The organism is Carboxylicivirga caseinilyticus (assembly GCF_050589785.1).
Lineage (GTDB): Bacteria > Bacteroidota > Bacteroidia > Bacteroidales > Marinilabiliaceae > Carboxylicivirga > Carboxylicivirga caseinilyticus.
This window is the reverse complement of record NZ_JBNGOX010000054.1, coordinates 19,012-36,110: the sequence shown is the minus strand read 5'-3', so window position 1 is coordinate 36,110 and position 17,099 is coordinate 19,012. Positions and strand designations below refer to the sequence as shown.

Annotated in this window: 13 protein-coding genes; 10 read left to right on the top strand and 3 right to left on the bottom strand. The window is 35.4% G+C overall.

Annotated features, from left to right (window positions below; translation table 11 throughout):
• Window positions 1-104: 104 nt before the first annotated feature.
• Window positions 105-2,360, bottom strand: coding sequence for an inorganic phosphate transporter (locus ACRD62_RS20325; protein WP_430821941.1), 2,256 nt, complete (start codon window positions 2,358-2,360; stop codon window positions 105-107).
• 284 nt (window positions 2,361-2,644) lie between these two features.
• Here ACRD62_RS20325 and ACRD62_RS20320 point away from each other — a divergent pair, with 284 nt between their 5' ends.
• Window positions 2,645-3,292: a LysE family translocator gene (locus ACRD62_RS20320; RefSeq protein WP_430821940.1), complete on the top strand. Its 648-nt coding sequence runs from the start codon at window positions 2,645-2,647 to the stop codon at window positions 3,290-3,292.
• A gap of 6 nt (window positions 3,293-3,298) precedes the next feature.
• Here the strand turns inward: ACRD62_RS20320 and ACRD62_RS20315 are convergent, their stop codons facing one another.
• Both ACRD62_RS20315 and ACRD62_RS20310 read right to left on the bottom strand, forming a co-directional pair.
• Complete coding sequence (locus ACRD62_RS20315) at window positions 3,299-3,703, bottom strand: acyl-CoA thioesterase (protein WP_430821939.1); 405 nt, start codon at window positions 3,701-3,703, stop codon at window positions 3,299-3,301.
• Between the two features lies 1 nt (window position 3,704).
• Window positions 3,705-4,514 carry an SDR family oxidoreductase gene (locus ACRD62_RS20310; RefSeq protein WP_430821938.1) on the bottom strand — a complete coding sequence of 270 codons (810 nt, stop codon included), beginning with the start codon at window positions 4,512-4,514 and terminating at the stop codon, window positions 3,705-3,707.
• Between the two features lie 343 nt (window positions 4,515-4,857).
• Here ACRD62_RS20310 and ACRD62_RS20305 point away from each other — a divergent pair, with 343 nt between their 5' ends.
• The 9 genes from ACRD62_RS20305 (at window position 4,858) to ACRD62_RS20265 (ending at window position 16,793) form a co-directional block, all read left to right on the top strand.
• The gene (locus ACRD62_RS20305) at window positions 4,858-6,696 is read left to right on the top strand and encodes a methyl-accepting chemotaxis protein (RefSeq protein ID WP_430821937.1); all 1,839 of its coding nucleotides are present in this window, start codon (window positions 4,858-4,860) and stop codon (window positions 6,694-6,696) included.
• 185 nt (window positions 6,697-6,881) lie between these two features.
• The gene (locus ACRD62_RS20300) at window positions 6,882-9,017 is read left to right on the top strand and encodes a TonB-dependent receptor plug domain-containing protein (RefSeq protein WP_430821936.1); all 2,136 of its coding nucleotides are present in this window, start codon (window positions 6,882-6,884) and stop codon (window positions 9,015-9,017) included.
• A gap of 96 nt (window positions 9,018-9,113) precedes the next feature.
• Window positions 9,114-9,746, top strand: coding sequence for a hypothetical protein (locus ACRD62_RS20295; protein WP_430821935.1), 633 nt, complete (start codon window positions 9,114-9,116; stop codon window positions 9,744-9,746).
• A gap of 29 nt (window positions 9,747-9,775) precedes the next feature.
• On the top strand, window positions 9,776-10,846 hold the full coding sequence (locus ACRD62_RS20290) for a sensor histidine kinase (protein ID WP_430821934.1): 1,071 nt from the start codon (window positions 9,776-9,778) through the stop codon (window positions 10,844-10,846).
• Window positions 10,824-11,588, top strand: a complete 765-nt coding sequence (locus ACRD62_RS20285) for a LytR/AlgR family response regulator transcription factor (RefSeq protein ID WP_430821933.1) — start codon at window positions 10,824-10,826, stop codon at window positions 11,586-11,588. The genes ACRD62_RS20290 and ACRD62_RS20285 overlap by 23 nt, the downstream gene beginning before the upstream one ends.
• 147 nt (window positions 11,589-11,735) lie before the next feature.
• Window positions 11,736-12,275, top strand: coding sequence for an FKBP-type peptidyl-prolyl cis-trans isomerase (locus ACRD62_RS20280; protein ID WP_430821932.1), 540 nt, complete (start codon window positions 11,736-11,738; stop codon window positions 12,273-12,275).
• A 135-nt stretch (window positions 12,276-12,410) separates the two neighbouring features.
• The gene (gene aroC, locus ACRD62_RS20275; RefSeq protein WP_430821931.1) at window positions 12,411-13,487 is read left to right on the top strand and encodes a chorismate synthase; all 1,077 of its coding nucleotides are present in this window, start codon (window positions 12,411-12,413) and stop codon (window positions 13,485-13,487) included.
• Between the two features lie 151 nt (window positions 13,488-13,638).
• Window positions 13,639-15,057: a dicarboxylate/amino acid:cation symporter gene (locus tag ACRD62_RS20270; RefSeq protein WP_430821930.1), complete on the top strand. Its 1,419-nt coding sequence runs from the start codon at window positions 13,639-13,641 to the stop codon at window positions 15,055-15,057.
• Between the two features lie 47 nt (window positions 15,058-15,104).
• Window positions 15,105-16,793 carry a PNGase F N-terminal domain-containing protein gene (locus tag ACRD62_RS20265; protein ID WP_430821929.1) on the top strand — a complete coding sequence of 563 codons (1,689 nt, stop codon included), beginning with the start codon at window positions 15,105-15,107 and terminating at the stop codon, window positions 16,791-16,793.
• Window positions 16,794-17,099: the final 306 nt, after the last annotated feature.

Here is a 17,099-nt window from a genome sequence, read left to right as displayed (position 1 = left end):
GTCCCCTTCAGGGGATTTAGGGGTGACATAAAATGATATTTTATTACAAATTGAAACTAACGTTGTTCTGATGTTTAATTTTTGGACACCCTCATGGTAGTGTATTAGTTTTTCTGAAAATCAACAAAATCGCGTTGTGCTTTTGTTAAATTAATCATGTGCAACAACAGGTTTTGAGTTTCATGCATAATGTTTAAGTAGAGCAGACTAACTTTTGTGCCAGCCTTTTCATTTTTAATGCGCTTTAACTGAGCTTTGCGATATCCACGAATCGATTCAAGGATTGACTCTCTTTTTTCCATTAGATCGTCCAATTTATCGTAATCATTCGTTTTAATAACTGAAACCATTTCAGCAATAAATTTCTTTATTGCAGCACTCAGGTTATTTAAATCCTCAAATTGCTCTGGTTTGAAAATTCTGTGATTATTATCAAGATGAATATAACAAGGTTCAGAAATAAATGAAAGACAGTGTGCAGTTTCTCTTAAATAATCAATAACCTGAACGTAGTATAGGCTTGAGTCAATTGATTGTTCCTGCAGTTTCATTACTGTAGGATAAACATTGCTCTTAAGTTTCTTCGTTTTCTTATTAATGTTTTTAACAGTCTTATTAATTTCTTTTAAAGCTTTTCTGTCTTCAGCTTCGAAATCATGTAAGGTCTGAGAATAAATATCTGAAATGCGCTCTAATGTCTGAGTTACACTATTTGTACATTTTGATAAAACTTTCTCAGCAGGAATCTCTCCTTCAACTTCCTCAATTTCATATTCGGCAACTTCAGTTTCAACAGTAGTTTCTTTTTTCGGTTTTAGATGAGTTCTGAAAACCATAAATAAGGCAAACAAAATAAGAACTGCTATCATCCATAGGCCGGCCCAGCTTATTAATAATGCCATAATAAATGCTGCAGTAAAAGCTGAAAATGCAGTAAAGAACCATCCTCCAATAACTGAAAGAACGCCAGTGATACGATAAACTGCACTTTCACGTCCCCATGCGCGGTCGGCAAGTGAACTACCCATTGCAACCATAAAAGTTACATAAGTTGTTGACAGTGGCAATTTCATATTAGTTGCCAAAGAAATCAGAATACTGGCAACAACTAAATTTACTGAGGCTCTCAGCATATCAAAGGCAGGAGCATCTTTTCCAAGCTTTTTACGTCTTTCGTCGTAGTTTGTAGAATCAAACTGTTTGTTGATACTATTTTTAATTCGCTCAGGCAGAAAGCTGTTAAGGGCATTAGAAGTGTTAATAGAAGCACGAACAATTGAACGAGCCAAAATAGATGATCCAAAACGCTCATCACCTTCTTGCTGGCGACTTAAATCAAGAGAAGTTTTAACTACAGCTTTAGCTTTTTTAGATGTCCATAAAGTAACAACCATTACCAATCCGGCAATTATCAACATATATGTTGGTGTAGCAACTTTACCAGCAAGAGCTTCCATACTTACACTTCCTGGCTCCATTCCTGCTTTCTGGAAAATATGGAATGATTCAAAACCAGCTAAAGGCACACCAATAAAGTTTACAAGGTCGTTACCTGAGAAAGCCATAGCTAATGCAAAAGTACCAGCTAATACAATTACTTTAAGAATATCTATCTTGAAAATAAGTTTTAAGATCTGAAGTAAGATAGTCCAGCCAACCAAACTAACAGCAATGATAGTCATGCCATTGTGCTTAATCCAGTCTTTTGTTGCATCATCAATAAATGTTACTGTTTTTGCACCTTTAACAAGAATAAAATAGGTAATGGCTGTAATGGCTATACCACCATAGATGGCTCCAAAATAGCTCAGGCGTTTGTCATAATCGAATGAAAATATCATTCGGGTAATGTACTGAACCAGAGCACCCACAGAAAAGGAAATAACAACTGATAACAGAATACCTGAAATGATACCCAATGCTTTTGCAGTGTTAATGTACTGACTGATACTCATGCTTGGATCGTTACTTACTTTAACCAATGAAACGGCTACTGCGGCACCCAAAATTTCAAATACAATTGAAACAGTGGTGGATGTAGGCATCCCAAATGTGTTGAACAAATCCAAAAGAATAACATCCGTAATCATTACGGCTAAGAAGATGATCATTATCTCATCAAAGAAGAAGAACTGAGGATTAAATATCCCCTTACGGGCAACTTCCATCATTCCGCTGGAAAAAGTAGCTCCAACCAGAATACCAATTGCAGCAACCACCATAATTATAGTGTATGGAGCAGCTTTGGCTCCGATTGCTGAATTCAAAAAGTTAACGGCATCATTACTAACGCCAACAATTAAGTCAGAAATGGCTAATGCAAATAATACAATAACCAGAATTAAATAGATATTTTCCATCAAAAAATGTATTTAGAATTCTTTTTCGCGAGGCAAACATAGTTAGTGATATTAAATCTAAGGTTGATTTAAAATTAAACGAATGTTAACTTTACGTTAACACATTCAATTTATATATTATTTGTTGAGAAAACAAGGGCTTTTTAAATCAGGATTTACACATATTTAACCTAATACTATTCTGATATTCTTAAAAGGTTTTTATACTTTTGCGAGACTTTTTGCCAAAGAAGGGAATGATATTAACCAGTTTTGATTGATATGGCATTTATAGATTGGGATTAATGAGCTTGGAGTATATAATAGATGGTATAATTATAGGGATATCTGCATCGATTCCATTAGGTCCTATTGGTGTATTGGTTATTCAACGTACGCTCAATAAAGGCAGGATGTCTGGCTTTTTCTCAGGGCTGGGTGCTGCATTGTCGGATACTATCTATGCTATTATTGCAGGTTTTAGTCTTTCATTCATAGTTGGTTTTATCGAAACCCAGATGTTATGGATTCAGATCGTTGGGGCACTGGTGTTAATTGGACTTGGGCTAAAGATATTCTTCAATAATCCGGCGGTTCAATTACGAAGGCAAAAGAAAAGAAGCACCAGCCTGTTTCAGGATATGGCATCTACCTTTATTTTAACCATTGCTAATCCATTGGCGGTATTTTTGTTTTTAGCCTTTTTTGCCAGTTTCAGGGTAGTTGATGCCAGGCAGGAACTATTTGATCGTTTCTTGTTAATATTAGGTGTTTTTGCAGGAGCCAGTACCTGGTGGTTTACCCTCAGTTCCCTGATAAATATGCTTAGATCAAAAATTAATCTGCGTCGTTTATTCTGGCTCAATAAAATTGCAGGAAGCGTGATTATTGTTCTGGTTTGTATTGCCTTTATTGTTTGGATAGGTAATGAATATCTATGGCAAACTACCTGATTTCTATTAGAAATATTTTTCCAACAGATTTTTAAGTATCTCCGGTATTCGGGTCGGACGACGATTATCAGCTCTCATAAAGGCCAATTGGCAATAACCTTCGTTAATTAAATTGCCTTCCTGATTGTGTATGGTATGATCAAACCGAATTTTACTGGTTGGCATTTCTTTTACCAGGGTTTTTATTGTAAGTGTATCTTCAAAATGAGCAGGGCGGTAATATTTTGAATAAAGATCAATTACGGGCATCATAATTCCTTCAGCCTCCAATTGTTTATAGGACATACCAATCTCTTTCAGCCATTCAGTTCGTCCTAATTCATAATAAATTGGGTAGTTAGCATTATTTACAATGCCCATCTGATCTGTTTCGCAGTATCTAACCTGTATGGTGCTTATACTTTCTAACATATTACTTAAAAGGAGAATCAGGTTCTTTTGCCATATGATTATAGGTCAATTTACGCAGTAATCCTGGAGCAAACTTCTTAAGAAATACAGTTACTTTGCCTTCGACAAAAGTGAGGATTAATGTAGGTTTTCGTTTGATAATGGCTTTTGCCATATGGCTGGCCACCTCTTCTGCTGTCATCATTTTCTCCTCTTTGCGTGGAGTTTCTCCCTGATTAGTTCCGTCTGCTGTCAGAGCAGCTTTTCTTACATTAGATGCAGTGAAACCCGGAGCAGCAATTAATACATGTAAACCAGTTTTTAGGTTTTCAACTCTAAGAGCTTCCAAAAAACCATGCATAGCAAATTTTGAAGAAGAATAACCTGTACGTGCTGGTAATCCAACATAGCCAGCTATAGAAGAAACTCCAACAACAGAACCTTTTTGTTCCAATAAATAGGGTAGAGCATATTTTGTAGAATAAACTGTTCCCCAGAAGTTTACATCCATTAATTGCTTAATGACACTTAAGTCAACATCTTTGAATAAGGCTCTCATTGAGATACCGGCATTATTAATTAGAATATCAATTTTGCCAAAAGCCTTAACCGTTTCATCAATCATATGTTTACAGTCAGCTTCGACACTAACATCCGTTTTAATAGTGATAACCTCGGTACCTTTTTCTTGTAATTCTGTTTTGATGTCCTGCAGTTTATCCTCACTTCTGGCTGCCAAAGCCAATTTAGCTCCACGTCCAGCAAATTCTTTGGCACATGCTAATCCAATTCCTGATGAAGCACCGGTTATTATGATGACTTTATTGTACATTTTTACGATTTATTTATTTCAGCGTGAAAATAGTGAAATGATGTGTAATTTTTCGAAGACCTTCTTTTTTTATTTGTCTGATTGAAAAGATTATGAATTGAAATATTGATTAGAAAACAAGCTAATTGCCCTAATGTAATGCTATTAAGTTATGATCTTATAATGAAGAATTAAACTATTAGAACAGATTGTTAATAAGTTTTAAACTTGCTTAATATTAGCAATATACGTAACTTAAATACGTATTATCAGTATATGAAAGAGTGAGTCTGGAGAACATAAAAGATAAATCAATTTCATACTTGAATATTTGATTAGACTACACACGTTTTAAAGGGGAACAATGGAAAAAAGCATTTTTAAATCACGTTTGGCACGTAGAATTTACTTGTCAGTGACAATCTCTATTACTATTTCAGTTTCAATACTTATTGTTTTATCTACAAATCACAGTTTAAAACAAATAAAAATTAATACCATAAATGAATTGGCTTCAATTTCTCATGAAAGAAGTAAGAATTTCGATGCCAAATTTAAAGATTTAAAGCTCTTGGCTCAATCCATTTCAGATGATTTATATATCCATGATTTTTTTATTGAATGTGCAAATGGTACTATTGATGAAGACAAACGGCATATGATTCGTAAAATATTGAATCATGAATTGCAATTGCAAAACAAGATCATGGAAAATATATTCTTCACATTTGATGGAGCTGTATTAATAGATGGCTTGATGGGGGCATCTGAAGGATATAATGCTAAGGAAGACAAAACCAACACATGGTATGTGGACACCTACGGGAAAAGAGAACCTTCATTAGGTAATATTACTATTTCACCTATAACAGGGGATCCTGTTGTATTGGTAAGTAATCCTCTGGTTGATGAAAAAAATGAATTATTATCACTTTTTGCTATAGCTATAAAACTAAATGGATTTTCATTAGATATTCTCGAGAATATTGAGGGCAAAGAATACAGAACAATCATAGTAGATAATTCAGGTAATGTTGTTGCTTCGGGAGATACTTCAATGATTTTTAACCTTCATTTAGATGATGAATATTTGGGAGATTTAGCGGAACAAATCAGTACAAACAATACCGGTAGTGGCTTTTTTACCTTAAATGGTATTGAATACATTGGAGTATTCAATAAAATGGAGAATGATTTAATGGCACTTACATATTCTCCTGTTAGTGTCTATCAAAAACCAATCAGAACAAATGTAATTGGATCTATAGTACTTTTGTTACTATTTATTGTATTGGGAAGTACATATGCATACTTCTTATCAGCAAGGGTAACACGACCAATTATAAAGCTGAATGATTTAATTAACCGAATGTCACAAGGTGATTTGTCTGGTAAGTCTGATGTAAATACAAAGGATGAATTAGGTGAGTTATCGAATGCCTATAATCTGATGGTTGACAAGTTAACTGAGATTGTAGACGGAATACAGAATAGTGCCGGCCAGATTGAAAGGGGGACATCTGAAATAGCCAAAAGTGCAATGAATATTTCGCAAGGTGCAACAGAACAGGCATCCTCACTCGAAGAAATATCTTCCGTTGTAGAAGAGATAACTGGTTCAATAGGTCAGAATACTGATAACTCTGTTAATACGGACAAGATCTCGAGGAATGCTGCCATTGAAATGTCGGGCGTTAAAGAGGAATCTTCAAAAGCTGTACAAGCAAATCAGGCAATATCAGAAAAAATAAAAATCATTTCAGACATTGCTGCTCAAACCAATATTCTGGCTTTGAATGCAGCTGTTGAAGCCGCACGTGCAGGTGATCAGGGTAAAGGATTTGCGGTTGTTGCCGGTGAAGTTCGAAAACTGGCCGAATTAAGTAATGGTGCTGCCAAAGAGATAGTTGAACTGGCCAATCAAAGTTACCAGTTATCACAAAGTTCTCTAGACAGGTTAACACAGTTGTTACCAGAGATTGAGAAAACATCAAATTTGGTTCAGGAAATTGCCGCTGCCAGTCAGGAACAGAATAATGGAGTCAATCAGGTTAACGGGGCAATTCAGGAATTGAATAATGTTACACAACAAAATTCTGTAGCATCTGAAGAATTGGCCTCATCATCCGAAGAATTGGCCTCTCAGGCCGTAGGTTTAAATCAGGCAATTGCCTTTTTTAAAACAGAAGAAAATAAAAAATAGACAATAGTTAGGGTTGGGTTAGTAATAAAGAGGGGCTGTTTATGATAACAGCTCTTTTTTTGTTTTACGGGTGATCTGAATCCTTTTACGATTCATCAGAATAATAAAACCGTTCGTCGGCATTTTTTTTCACATCCATCTGGCGTGCTTCATCTTTGAACTGTCAAATTTAAAGAAGCACTACTATGAAAATTCATACTATATCATTTCTCTTTATTTTAATACTAACTGGTCAGTGGATTGATGGTCAGACGATAGTTAAAGGTAAAGTGTTGTCAAATACAGGAGAATTATTGGTTGGAGTCAATATTTCTATTGTTGGCACTTATAACGGAACTATTACAGATACAAATGGTGAGTTTGAGTTAGAAGTTGAGAATGTTACAGGTAAGGAACTTAATGCCAGTTTTATTGGATATAAAACACAAACAATCAATTTATCGGATAATACCGATCCTCTTCTTATTAAATTAAATGAAAGCGTGACCGGGTTGAATGCGGTGACCATTACAGCAGGTTCATTTGCTGCCGATGATAAAGAGCGTGCTTCGGTGTTGGAACCTCTGGATATCTATACAACAGCAGGTTCGTTGGGGGATATTAATGGTGCTTTAAAAACTCTTCCGGGTACGCAATCTTCCTCTGATGATGGAAGACTGTTGGTGCGGGGAGGAGCGGCCTCTGAAACCAGTGTTTATGTTGATGGCTTATTGGCAGCCAAACCATATTATTCAAAAGTTCCGGATCTACCTACGCGCGGAAGATTCTCACCAAGTTTATTTAGTGGAACGGTATTCAGTACAGGCGGCTATAGTGCAGAATATGGTCAGGCCTTATCGTCAGTACTGGTGTTGGAATCAAATGATATTGAAGTGGAAGAGTTGACTGGTGTCTCACTGATGAGTGTTGGAGCTGATTTATCAAAGACATGGTGTGCACCTAATAGGTCAACTTCATTAGGACTGGGTTATATGAACCTGGCTCCTTATTACAACCTGGTTAATAATCGTTTGGATTGGACAAAGCCAAGTGAATCCGAACAGATGAATTTTATTCATCGGAAAAAGTTTAATAATGGTGGGCTACTAAAAATATTTTCTACTGCAGAATATGGGGAACGTGCTTTTAATACTGAATGGGATGCAGAACAAGTAAAAATTTCCAATAATAATACCAATGCATATTTGAATGTAAATTATTCATTGCCAATAGGTGAAAAAAGTATGCTGAAAAGTGGCGTCGCAACTACTCTTAATAATGATCGTCAGCTGGCCTGGATTCATCGAACCAGAGAGAATGAAGTGAATATTGAAGGCAGATTAACATTTGTATCTCAATTAAGTGATGGTATTAAATTGAAAACAGGCTTCTCAGATGCTTTCACAAATTACGAACATCATTATAATCAATTACAAAGCGAAATTAATTGGGAGGGAAAATATGATGATCATATTCTGGGATTTTTTGCAGAACCTGAAATAAAGTTAAACTCCCGATTTGCAATCCGACCAGGTTTACGTTTTGAGTATTCAACCTATCTGAATAAACAAAATTTATCACCTCGTTTTGCAGCAGCTTATCGCACAGGTAAAAATACTCAACTTTCGGTGGCTTATGGTCAGTATTTTCAAAGCCCTGTTGCTGATTATCTTAAGTTTGGTTCTGATTTTAACAATGAAAAGGCTACTCATTATATAATGAGTTTACAAACGGGCAGTTTAAAGGAGCGCTTATTAAGATTAGAAGCCTATTACAAAGATTACGATCATTTAGTGACCTACTCAAAGGGTACTCATCCCTATAATAATTCTTTTTCAAGCAATGGTTTTGGATATGCAAAGGGGATAGATTTGTTTTATCGTGATCGTAAAACTTTTAGTGGAACTGATTATTGGGTGTCTTATTCCTATATCGATACAAAACGCTTGTTTCTGGATTACCCAGTTGAAGCAACGCCTGATTTTATTGCCAATCATACTATTTCTGCCGTAGCTAAATATTTTATCGGAGCCATCCACACACAGGTTGGAGCAGCATGGACAACGGCTTCGGGACGTCCATATCATCAACCTGGTGATGCTGATTTTATGACTCGAAAGGCAGATATATATAATAATCTGAACCTGAATCTAAGCTATCTTACCCATATAGCAAATCATTATACAATCATACACTTTTCCATATCTAATGTATTGGGAAGTGAGCAATTGGTTGGTTATCAAACCATCAAAAACTATGATGGAAAACCTGATTCATTGGTACCTCTCTTACCTGATGTTAAACAGTTTTTATTCCTGGGCATATTTATTTCAATAAAATAATAGTGAGACGGGTCTGTTTTGATGGAATCAATAATTATTTATTTGTGCTATCTAATTAAAATTCAATAATATATTAATCAAATTAAACTTAAAATTATGAAAACAATTGTATTATTTACAGCCCTTTTAGCAAGTCAGTTATTAATGGCAAATGATTATGAGGAAACAATGAAACTCAACATTGTTAAACTTGAAAAAAGTACTTCAATTGAAGAAATGAACCAAATTGCAGCTTTGTTTATGCGTATTGCTGATGTGGAAAAAATGGAATGGTTACCATCGTATTATGCCTCTTATGCTTATGCCAGAACAACTCATTTTATGAATGATGCCGATTCGATTGATTCTGCATTGGATCATGCTCAGGCTATTCTCGATGACTTATTAAAGCAAAAGTCTGATGAATCGGAAGTTTATGTTTTACAAGGTTTTATTTATTCATTACGAATTACAAGTGCTATGCGAGGCTATAAGTATTCAACCTTATCAAATCAGAGTCTGGAGAAGGCTGAGCAACTGAATGCAGATAATCCACGTGTTTATTATTGCAAGGCCAATAATATTTTTCATACTCCCAAAATGTTTGGTGGAGGATCTGATAATGCACTTCCTTTGTATAAAAAAGCAAAAGCATTATTCGAAAAAAATAAATCAGCAAATACTTTATTTCCTGGCTGGGGTAGTTATCACAATGAAGTGATGTTGCAAAAATGTTTGGCTAAAAAATAATTTATACCTTCAACGCAAATACAAACCTAATGTCAAATAAAAGAACAAATAATATAAATCGGAAAAGAATAGTTGTCCGTCTTGTTAGTGCAGGTATTATCTCATTCTCAATAGGTTTTATTTTTATGTATCTGGCATGTCCATCGTGCTCAATAAAACTTAGTAATATACTTTATAATGGAGGATACAGTCTGTTTTTGGGCTATGGCCTGTTTAGTTTTGGTTTTGTTTTCGCCTGGATCGAAAACCGTTATGTGTCATGGATTACCAAACCAGTTAAAAGCCTATTAATAGTTCTTCTTTTTTCAGCATTGTATAGCAGTGTTGTCATTATGGGAGTTAATTACATCTGGCACACCCTTATCGGCAAAATGAGTTTTGCTCATTTTATTGATCAGTATGGATATGTAATGTGGATTGAGTTTATCATTTTTTACTTTATCGCACTCTGGTTTTATGCCCGATCTTTCTTTTTTGAGTGGAGAACTGAGGTTCAAAATAAAGAGATACTAAAACGAGAAGCTTTACAATTACAATACGAATCGTTAAAGACTCAGGTAAATCCACACTTTCTTTTTAATAGTTTAAATGCACTAACAAGTCTTATTGATATTGATACATCGTCAGCTAAGAAGTTTACTGTTGAATTATCCGCATTCTATCGCGATATACTACAATTGAAGGATAAGGAATTGATAACACTTGATGAAGAGTTGGAAATTTTAAAAAGATACCTGTATTTGCAAAATATTCGTTTTGGAGAGAAGTTTAGTTTTATAATAGAAGCTGATGCCGGTTCAAAGGCAATGGTGATTCCTCTTTCTGTTCAGATGTTGGTGGAGAATGTGTTTAAGCACAATATTATTTCAGGAGATCAACGCCTTGATATAAAAATAGAAATGAATCATCATGACCTTGTTATTAGTAATACTTATTTGCCAAAATTAAGTAAAGAACATTCAACTGGTTTAGGATTGAGTAATTTGTACGAACGAATTTTGTATTTAACAGGTAAGAAACTGTTTTTTGGTGTTGATAACGATAAGTACATAGTAAAACTACCATTAATTTATTTGAATGATGAAGATACTGTTGGTTGAAGATGAGCATTTGGCTGCAAAACGATTGGAATCAATGCTCATTAAACTGCAGCCGGATTGTGAGATTGTGGCAATGTGTGATTCTGTCAAGCAGGTAGTTAAATATTTAGCATCAGCCAATAAGCCTGATTTAGCGTTTTTCGATATTCAATTGGCTGATGGAATTAGTTTTGAGATTTTTAATCAAATTGAAGTTTCTTTTCCTGTTGTTTTTACCACGGCTTACGATCATTATGCTGTTAAAGCTTTTGAGGTAAACGGTTTGGATTATCTGCTAAAACCCATAGAAGAAAGCCATTTAATGAGAGCTATGGAAAAATATAGAAATGGGCAGAATCAGTTGGACGAAACAGTCAGGTTGGCTTTATTAAATGCCGCGAGACAAATAAAAAAGAATAATTATAAGTCAAGATATCTGATTAAAGTAGGAGAGCACCTTAAAATGGTAGAGACTGCGAATATATCGTTTGCATATAGCATGGATAAGGCCAATTATATTAGAACTGTCGAAGGAAGAACATATAGTATTGACCAAAGCCTTGAGCAAATGGAATTACAACTTAATCCGGAGCAGTTTTTTCGAATCAGTCGTAAATTTTTAGTAAATATTAATTCCATTTCTGATATGTTGGGTTATGGTTCAAGCCGGTTAAAGCTAAAAATGATTGGCATGGAATCAAATGAAGAAATCATTGTAAGTCGCGATAAAGTAAAGATATTCAAAGACTGGCTGGAAAGATAAAGGGGCTGTTTACAATCTTTCACTTATTTTTTAAGTATTTAATGAACTTTTTCTTCAAATAAATGTCTTTTTTAGGAGAATCATTCGATGGTTCCGAAAAATCTGATTTTCTTTGTAACCAATTTTATACGCAAAAATATCTTGAAAATGGAAATAGGAAGAAATAAATTTGTGACCCTTTCCTACGAATTACGCCTGAATGGCACTGATGGTGAAGTGGTTGAGAAAACTGAGGCACATGCCCCATTGGAGTTTGTATTTGGTGCCGGCAAAATGTTGGAGATGTTCGAAAACAAATTAGAAGGTCTTGGTAAAGGTGCTAATTTTGATTTCGAGCTTAAAGCAGCAGAAGCTTATGGCGAAGTAAATCCAAATGCAATTGTTGAAATTCCAAAAAATATATTTGAAGTAGAAGGCAAGATTGATGAAGATCTTCTTTCTATTGGTAATCAAGTGCCTATGCAGGATGCACACGGTAACCGTTTAAATGGTATCGTAGTGGAAGTAAACGATGAAAAAGTTAAGATGGACTTTAATCATCCGTTAGCAGGTGATGATCTTTTCTTTAAAGGAGAAGTAATAGAAGTTCGTGAAGCAACAGAGGATGAATTAGCTGTTTCATGTGGTTCAGGCTGCGGTGATAGTTGTGGTTCAGGTGGCTGCGGTAGCGGTTGTTCTTGCGGATAATCAAACCAAAGATATTATTAAGGGAGGTTTAACCTCCCTTTTTTTATATATTAATTTTAGTGATGGTTGGGCAACAGCTTCTAAAGTATTATTTTTACAAGCTGAATAACTTCAAATTGTTACAAATTCAAACTTATGGCTGGAAATTCATTTGGAACTTTATATAAACTTACCTCTTTTGGTGAGTCTCATGGTAAAGCTGTGGGAGGTGTAATTGAAGGAGTATTACCGGGTACGGTTATTGATGAAGATTTTGTGCAGAGTGAACTGGACCGTCGTCGACCAGGGCAGTCAGCAATTACAACACCGCGTGATGAAAAAGATCAAGTGGAATTTCTCTCAGGTATCTTTGAAGGTAAGGCTACAGGTACACCTATTGGTTTTGTAATCTGGAATAAGGATCAGCGTTCGAAGGATTATGGCAATATTAAAGACGTTTATCGTCCTTCTCATGCCGATTATACTTATCAGAGTAAATATGGCATTCGCGATTATCGGGGAGGAGGTCGTTCTTCAGCCCGTGAAACAATTGCCCGTGTTGTGGCTGGTGCCATCGCTAAATTGATGTTGAAGCAATGGGGTATTTCTATTAATGCCTATACTTCAAAAGTTGGTGATTTGAAACTGGAGAAGTCATATAAAGAACTTGACTTAAATCAAACTGAAGAAAATATTGTTCGTTGCCCCGATCAGGAAATGGCTGCGAAAATGATTGAATATATTGATCAGGTTCGTCGTGACAAAGATTCTGTTGGAGGAGTTATCAGTTGTGTAATAGGTAAAGTTCCTGTAGGTCTAGGAGAGCCTGTTTTTGGTAAGCTTCATGCTATGTTAGGAAGCGCCATGTTAAGCATCAATGCTGTGAAAGGATTTGAATATGGTTTGGGCTTTGATGCTACTCATTTAATGGGATCGCAACACAATGATGAGTTTTATATGGATGGAGACAGAGTGCGTACGCGTACCAATCGTTCGGGAGGAATTCAAGGGGGAATTTCAAATGGCGAGGATGTCTATTTTAATGTTGCATTTAAGCCCATTGCTACTGTACTGAAAGAGCAAAGCACAGTTAATCGTAGTGGAGAAGAAATTAAATCGACAACCAAAGGACGACACGATCCATGTGTTTTACCACGTGCAGTTCCAATTGTAGAAGCAATGGCTGCCATGGTTATGATCGATGCCATCTTAATGAATAAAATGTATCAATAATCAGAAATAATATTGCAACGAATCCTCCACTTATGGAGGATTTTGTTTTTTATGGATTGTTAGGTTCTCATGAGGGGATAATTCCAATAATTCATGAATATTCTGTATTTGATTTAGTATTTTTAGGGCTTACTTCAATAAAATTTGAAAAATGAAAAACCTCGCATTGCACTGGAAAATCATTATTGGGTTATTGTTAGGAATTGTCTGGGCAGTTTTATCAGGCTTTTTTGGATGGAGTGAATTTACAATTAACTGGATTGCTCCGTGGGGTAGAATTTTTATCAATTTATTGAAGTTAATAGCTATTCCCTTGGTATTGTTTTCAATAATAGGGGGAATTGTAGGGTTAGGCGATCCTAAACATTTGGGTAAACTAGGGCTTCGTACTTTAATGCTTTATCTGGTTACGACTATTTTGGCGGTATCAATCGGTTTGGTTCTAGTTAATATTGCCAAGCCAGGTGTATGGCTGGATAAGGAAGTTCGTATCGAAAATAGAGTTGCCTATGAATTATGGGCACAACAGGAGGGACATCCTGCCCATGATAATACTTGTTTGTTATGTGATGAATCTAACCAAAGCTTAATTGATGAGGTTGCCAAACGTCGGGGATATGATCAGGATGAGGCTGTTGCCAAAAGACTTAAGCAGGTAGAAGATCAAAAGGAGAGTGGGCCTTTGCAGTTTCTGGAAGATATGGTTCCTGAAAATGTGTTTTGGGCAATGAGTGATAATGTCCATATGTTGAAGATTATCTTTTTTGCTATCTTTTTTGGAATAGCATTGCTTTTTGTTCCGAATAAACAATCAAAACCTGTTATTGATGTGATAAATGGTTTAACAGAGGTATTTCTGAAAATGGTGGATCTTATCATGAAAGCAGCACCATTTTTTGTTTTTGCCCTGTTGGCCGGCCTGGTCTCCGAGATGGCGGGAGATGATCCTGTTAAAGTGTTTGAAATGTTCAAGGGCTTAACATGGTATTCATTAACTGTATTAGTTGGTCTGCTTTTTATGGCGTTTGTCATTTATCCATCTATCATGAAGTTTTTCGTTAAAAGGTTATCATATAAGAGTTTTTTAAAAGGAATTAGTCCAGCTCAGATGTTAGCCTTTTCAACCAGTTCAAGTGCTGCAACTCTACCGGTTACGCTGGAGTGTGTTGAAGAAAATTTAAAAGTGGATCCCAAGGTATCCAGTTTTGTATTGCCTATTGGTGCTACCGTAAATATGGATGGGACCAGCATGTATCAGGCTATAGCAGTTGTTTTTCTGGCACAATGGCATATGATTGATTTGGATTTGGGGCAGCAATTAACAATTGTACTTACTGCTACCTTAGCCAGCATTGGTTCTGCAGCCATACCAAGTGCAGGATTGGTAATGTTGATGATTGTTTTGAGTTCTGTTGGTTTGAATCCAGCCTGGATTGGTATTATCCTGCCAGTTGATCGGATTCTCGATATGGTTCGCACTGTTGTTAATGTAACTGGTGATGCAACGGTTTCAACTGTTATTGGAGAATTTTATTCTGGAGAAGATAACATAGAACAGGATTCTAAATAGTTTTTTAATTTCTCAATATTTAGTTTATTCTAATTAAAACAGGTATTATGCGTGTAATGAATGCACTAAGAAATATACTTATTTATAGTTTTTTTGGACTTATATCTGTTAATGCTTTATCGGGTAATAAAACAGCTTATAAGCTTAAATATTCTTTTTATGCTAATGAAAAGAAAATCGATGAGAGAGGTTTAACTGTAACCTATATAAATGAAATTGCTTATCTATCCAATGATTCTGATAAAGTGCGGAATTTTATTGATTTTAAGAACGATAATGTAGTTTCAATTTTAAAATATAACAACAACCTTTTTAAGGTTACAACTCCTTTTGATTCACTATCAAAACCTGTATTTAAAGAATCTCAGGATTATATATTAGATTATAAATGTAAGTATGCTACTTTTTCTTCTTTTTCAAATACAATAGAGGTTTGGTATACAACAGATGCACCAGCTAGTGGCTCGCCATACAAGTCCTTTATTCCTGAAAAAAATGCTTTGGTTTTAAGAGTCAGGATAAATAATAGCTACATGTATCAAATCGAAGCTATTGATAAGGTAAAATTGGCCTCTATTCCTGATTACCCGGAGTCAGAAGCTGAAGAAGTCAGGCAATCAAGAATGGAGGAGCTTTTGATTCGATCGAGATATGTTACTTTACCAATTTTTGAGGAGGAGATCATCAACTTTGATCCAACAGCCAAAACTTCTGTAAATCCTGAATTAGTTGAAGACAGTGTGTATCATTTTTCTAATGGTAGTGTTATTGTAAAACGTGTGGCAATGCCAGAAATATGGAAGGAGGGAGCGAGTGTTTTTGCCCAATTAACATGCGCATCCAATGGTGATGCTTATGACAGAGTTGGCTCTGTTTTTATCATTAAAGAAAATCAGGGTGGATTATCGATGTTAGATGCATTAACTAAAGGTTTGGATTCGGTACCTTCATTTAAAGACAAAGGAGGCAGTTCATATCAGGGAATGATAAGTTCTAATACTTATGAAGTGCCTATCGAGTTAATGCGTTTTGCTACCTCATTTGGAGTCGGTCACTTTAATCAAAAAAGGGAAATAAACAGTTATCAATGGTTTGATGAAGCAATATATAAAGAGGATGTAACTCAGGTTATGCCAGCGGGGCAAGAGGAGATAATTATTGGTGTATTTGTTGGAAATTATGATAAAGGTGGACACAAAGTCAGTCTGCAACTTGATTTTTATCCGGAAGAACCTCGTCAGGATACTAAACAACCATTTCTGAAGCCTTTATTTTATACTGTTAATATCATGGAGATGTCGGGCCAGAACTATGGTCGATTTTTTAATAATGATACATTAACAGTTTATTTTGATCTTGATAAGAACCTTGATAGGGCTCAGTTGATTTATACTGCTACAGGCCATGGAGGCTGGGGTGGAGGTGACGAGTTTAATCCAAAACTAAATCAGATAATATTGGATGGCAAACCTGTTTATTCAGTTACTCCCTGGCGTACTGATTGTGCTACCTATCGATTATACAATCCTGCTTCAGGAAATTTTTCCAATGGTATGTCTTCAAGTGATTTGAGCCGATCAAACTGGTGTCCGGGCAGTGTAACATTACCATATTTTATTCCACTTGAAAACCTTAGTGAAGGAAGGCACGAGGTGAAGGTAATTATCGATCAGGGTGATCAGGAAGGAAATAGTTTCAGTCATTGGTGTGTATCGGGTGTGATAACCGAATTGTAACATTAACATGTAAATCAAGGTCTGTCTATCAAAGAAGGGTTCTTTAATTATTAGGTGAATTTTTCATTTATTGTAACTTTAAATAATAAAGTTATCAATGTTCTTCTGGTAGCAGATATTCGCAAAGTTGTAATTATTATACAGATTTCATTCGCTTTTGATGTGGTAATTACATCGATCAGCATATACTTTTCGAACATAATTAATTTAAATTTTCAATAATCTAGTTGTCTATTTAAGGTTAATAATCATTTCAAATGATCGATAGTTAAAAAGTAAATCAATTGAATTGTTGATTGCATTTAA

Excerpts from the sequence above, each read along its gene's own strand:
- ACRD62_RS20325 (WP_430821941.1), bottom strand. The coding sequence starts at position 2,360 with ATGGAAAATATCTATTTAATTCTGGTTATTGTATTATTTGCATTAGCC.
- ACRD62_RS20295 (WP_430821935.1), top strand. The coding sequence starts at position 9,114 with ATGAAAACAATTGTATTATTTACAGCCCTTTTAGCAAGTCAGTTATTA.
- ACRD62_RS20290 (WP_430821934.1), top strand. The coding sequence starts at position 9,776 with ATGTCAAATAAAAGAACAAATAATATAAATCGGAAAAGAATAGTTGTC.
- ACRD62_RS20285 (WP_430821933.1), top strand. The coding sequence starts at position 10,824 with ATGATGAAGATACTGTTGGTTGAAGATGAGCATTTGGCTGCAAAACGA.
- ACRD62_RS20310 (WP_430821938.1), bottom strand. The coding sequence starts at position 4,514 with ATGTACAATAAAGTCATCATAATAACCGGTGCTTCATCAGGAATTGGA.
- ACRD62_RS20280 (WP_430821932.1), top strand. The coding sequence starts at position 11,736 with ATGGAAATAGGAAGAAATAAATTTGTGACCCTTTCCTACGAATTACGC.
- ACRD62_RS20315 (WP_430821939.1), bottom strand. The coding sequence starts at position 3,703 with ATGTTAGAAAGTATAAGCACCATACAGGTTAGATACTGCGAAACAGAT.
- ACRD62_RS20305 (WP_430821937.1), top strand. The coding sequence starts at position 4,858 with ATGGAAAAAAGCATTTTTAAATCACGTTTGGCACGTAGAATTTACTTG.
- ACRD62_RS20270 (WP_430821930.1), top strand. The coding sequence starts at position 13,639 with ATGAAAAACCTCGCATTGCACTGGAAAATCATTATTGGGTTATTGTTA.
- ACRD62_RS20265 (WP_430821929.1), top strand. The coding sequence starts at position 15,105 with ATGCGTGTAATGAATGCACTAAGAAATATACTTATTTATAGTTTTTTT.
- aroC (WP_430821931.1), top strand. The coding sequence starts at position 12,411 with ATGGCTGGAAATTCATTTGGAACTTTATATAAACTTACCTCTTTTGGT.
- ACRD62_RS20320 (WP_430821940.1), top strand. The coding sequence starts at position 2,645 with ATGAGCTTGGAGTATATAATAGATGGTATAATTATAGGGATATCTGCA.
- ACRD62_RS20300 (WP_430821936.1), top strand. The coding sequence starts at position 6,882 with ATGAAAATTCATACTATATCATTTCTCTTTATTTTAATACTAACTGGT.